Source organism: Williamsia sp., from assembly GCF_036566845.1.
Classification (GTDB): domain Bacteria; phylum Actinomycetota; class Actinomycetes; order Mycobacteriales; family Mycobacteriaceae; genus Williamsia.
Genome location: NZ_DATCVM010000198.1, coordinates 1 through 3,250, shown reverse-complemented (window position 1 = coordinate 3,250; position 3,250 = coordinate 1). Strand labels below are relative to the sequence as shown.

Genomic DNA, 3,250 nt, shown 5'->3' with positions numbered 1-3,250 from the left:
CTCGGGTAAAAAGGTCGAGTCGCGTCAGCAGGAAGTCTCTGAATTCTCCCGTAGCCTAAAGCTTTTGGCGAAGGAGCTCGAAGTTCCGGTTGTCGCAATCTGTCAGCTCAACCGTGGTCCTGAGCAGCGAACCGACAAGCGCCCCCAGGTTGCCGACCTTCGTGAATCGGGCTCGCTGGAGCAGGATGCCGATATGGTCATCCTGTTGTACCGCCCTGATGCGACTGAGCGCGACGATCCTCGCGGTGGTGAAGCCGACCTGATTCTCGGTAAGCACCGTAACGGTCCGACCGCCACAATCACTGTGGCGCACCAACTTCACCTGTCCAAGTTCGTGGACATGGCGCGAGGCTAGCAACTGCCTGTCGAGATGCAGCGAAGTTAACAAAGTGCGACGCTAGATTAACAAGGGTTTCGACCGAAGCAAGCCCCTGAACTGCGTATTTTCATCTCTGCTTCAGGAAGCGTGGTGTCGACAACCGTGGTTCGTGATTCCCGACCACGGTGTGGTGTCCCGGCGATCTACTGGTTCGCCGGGACGGGTGGTAGTCACAGCAGTAGGTGGAAGATGTCGAAGGCGACGGTCCATTGGGCTGTGCCGGGGTTCTTGCGGTCCGGTTCGACCGTGGCGAAGGTATGCGCCAGCGCTACGCTCAAGCCTCCTGCGATCAGCGGCAGTCGTTGCTCGGTCTCTTCCGAGAGGGCCACGTCCAAGGGTGGGTGGGCCGTGAGCTGATCGAGCAGCGGCTGAAGTTCGATCTCCTCGTCGAGTTTTTCGAACCGGTGGATGCTCTCCTGTAATCCCTTGGTGATCGGCAGGTCCCACGGTTCGATCACGTCGCGCAAGTTTGCTTTTGCGGAGGCTTTGCCGATCAGGAGCACGTCGTAGATCTTGTCGTCGATGAAATCGGTATAGCGCTTGAGGTCGTTCCGGTCGACCTGCAGTCCAGCTGCTGCCCTGAAGAACCGCTGGAATTTCACGGTGCCCATTACTGGCATGTCGTCAGCTCCTTTCGAAGTATTCATGGATTTGGCGTACGGCCATCGCTCCTTCACCGACGGCGGATGCGACTCGTTTCACCGAACCGCGGCGGATGTCGCCCGCCGCGAACAGGCCGGGCAGGCTGGTTTCGAGCGTCCTGGACAGGCCGCCGTTGATTGGCAGGCTGCCGTCCGCTCGTGCGTGGATCGCGTCCACACCGGTGAGGACGAAGCCGTGGTCGTCGAGTGCGATCGCGTCGGCAAGCCACCCTGTGTGCGGTACCGCCCCGATGAAGACGAACAGGGCGCGCACCCGAATCGTGTCCTGGTCGCCGGTGCGATTGTCCTCGACTGCAATTGCTTCGAGGTATTTCTCGCCGTGGACCGCACGAATCTCGGTGTGCCGGTGCACGGTGACCCGCGGATGGTGTTCGATCTGGTCGACCAGGTATCGGGACATGCTCTTCCCGAGGTCATCGCCGCGGATGAGCAGGTGCACCTGTGAGACGTGCTCGGCGAGGAAGACGGCGGCCTGGCCGGCGGAGTTGCCGCCACCGACGATGGCTATCGGGTCGGTGCCGCATATCCGTGCTTCCTGATGCGTTGCGGCGTAGTACACGCTTGTTCCTTCCAGCGCCTCGATCCCCTGAACGGCCAACTTGCGGTACCGCGCCCCGGCGGCGAGCACAACGGCCCGGGCGTGCACCGACCCGCCGTCCGCCAGTCGGAGCACATGGTTCCCGGCCTCGGATCCCAAACCGGTCACTTCTGCCGACACCAGGATTCGGGCGCCGAACTTCCCGGCCTGGAGCACGGCTCGTTCGGCCAATTCGGAGCCGGAGACCCCGGCGGGGAATCCCAGATAATTCTCGATCCGGGATGAGGTACTGGCTTGGCCGCCCGCAGCGATCCGCTCCAACGTCACCGTGTTCAACCCGTCCGAGGCGCCGTACACCGATGCGGCCAGGCCGGCCGGTCCGGCACCCACGACGACGAGGTTGTAGACGTCCTTGGCTGCGTCCGCGACGGGTGCCGGGACAGGAAGCCCGACGACGCGTGCGAGTTCCGCATTCGTCGGATTGCGCAGCACCTTCTCGCCGTGCCAGATCACGACGGGTGTGTCCTCGGGTGCGACGTTCAGGCTGCGTAGCAGCTGCTCCACTCGTTCGTCCTGTTCCAAGTCGAACCACTTGTGGGGCAGACGGTTTCGCATCGCGAACTCACGAAGTCGCAACGTATCCGGGGAGAAGCAGGAGCCGATGATCCGGAATCCGGAGCCGAGCCCGATCAGCAAGTGCCGACGCACAAGGTAGGCGCGCAGGATCAAATCGCTGAGCACGGGATCGTGGGCAATCAGCTCGCGTACCTGCTCGGCCGGGACGACGAGTATCTCGCCGTCCTCGATCGCTTCGGCGGTGAAGAACGCCACCTGACCTTCCAGGAGTCCGAGCTCGCCCAGGAAACGCCCAGGACCGTGCACGCGCAGTATCCGGCGCTCGCCGTCCGCGTCGCCTTCGTCGACGACTGCGATCTTTCCGGAAAGGACGACGACGAAATCGTTGTCAGGCGCGCCTTCTCGGATCAGCACCTCGCCGGCGTGAACCGGTCGACGCGAGCCACCGACCTCGAGCTTCGCGACCTGGTCGTCCGTCAGCCGCGGGAAGGCGCCCTCCTCGTCCGGGGTCTCGTCGTCGACCGGCGGGCTGTACCCGATGGGTGAGGCGCCCTCAGACGAAGTTCTGGTCGACATAACACCACCGCCAATCCTCGCCGGGCTCCATCGACTGGACGATCGGATGCCCGATGGCGTGAGCGTGAGCACTCGCGTGCCTGCCCGGCGAAGAGTCGCAGCAACCGACGTGTCCGCACGTCAGGCACAGCCTCAGATGCACCCACGGGGTGCCGAGGCGAAGACATTTCTCGCAGCCCTGCGGGGTACGGGGCACCACGGCCCGGATCGCGGTTACATGTGGGTCCGCATGGACAGGACTCATGACTTCGCCTCCTCGCCGGCATTTTCCGAGAGCGCCTGATCGAGCCACGTGCGCAGCTGGGGGACCGGAGCTGCGCCCGACTGGCGAGCGAGAACCTCACCCCGGTCCATCACCAGCAGAGTCGGCACGGCGCGGACGGTGAATCGTTCAGCCGTCCGGGGTGCAGCATCGACGTCGACCTTGACCAGCTTGATCTGGCCGGCGTGTTCTCTGGCGAGCTGCTCGAGCGCGGGGCTGACCATGCGGCACGGGCCGCACCACGTCGCCCACAGATC

Annotated in this window: 5 protein-coding genes; 1 reads left to right on the top strand and 4 read right to left on the bottom strand. The window is 63.9% G+C overall.

Features of this window, described 5'->3' with window-relative positions:
• Positions 1-355: DnaB-like helicase C-terminal domain-containing protein (locus VIQ49_RS19130; RefSeq protein WP_331887548.1), on the top strand; the 355-nt coding region annotated here is incomplete at its 5' end.
• Between the two features lie 194 nt (positions 356-549).
• Here the strand turns inward: VIQ49_RS19130 and VIQ49_RS19125 are convergent.
• From VIQ49_RS19125 to VIQ49_RS19110, 4 genes are all read right to left on the bottom strand, one after another.
• Positions 550-990, bottom strand: a complete 441-nt coding sequence (locus tag VIQ49_RS19125; RefSeq protein WP_172937240.1) for a DUF1931 family protein — start codon at positions 988-990, stop codon at positions 550-552.
• Between the two features lie 13 nt (positions 991-1,003).
• Positions 1,004-2,731: an FAD-dependent oxidoreductase gene (locus VIQ49_RS19120; RefSeq protein WP_020971360.1), complete on the bottom strand. Its 1,728-nt coding sequence runs from the start codon at positions 2,729-2,731 to the stop codon at positions 1,004-1,006.
• Positions 2,709-2,975, bottom strand: a complete 267-nt coding sequence (locus VIQ49_RS19115) for a UBP-type zinc finger domain-containing protein (RefSeq protein WP_269576627.1) — start codon at positions 2,973-2,975, stop codon at positions 2,709-2,711. The genes VIQ49_RS19120 and VIQ49_RS19115 overlap by 23 nt, the downstream gene beginning before the upstream one ends.
• Positions 2,972-3,250, bottom strand: a 279-nt coding sequence (locus tag VIQ49_RS19110) for a thioredoxin family protein (protein WP_331887466.1), incomplete at its 5' end; no start/stop codon positions are given. The genes VIQ49_RS19115 and VIQ49_RS19110, both read right to left, overlap by 4 nt.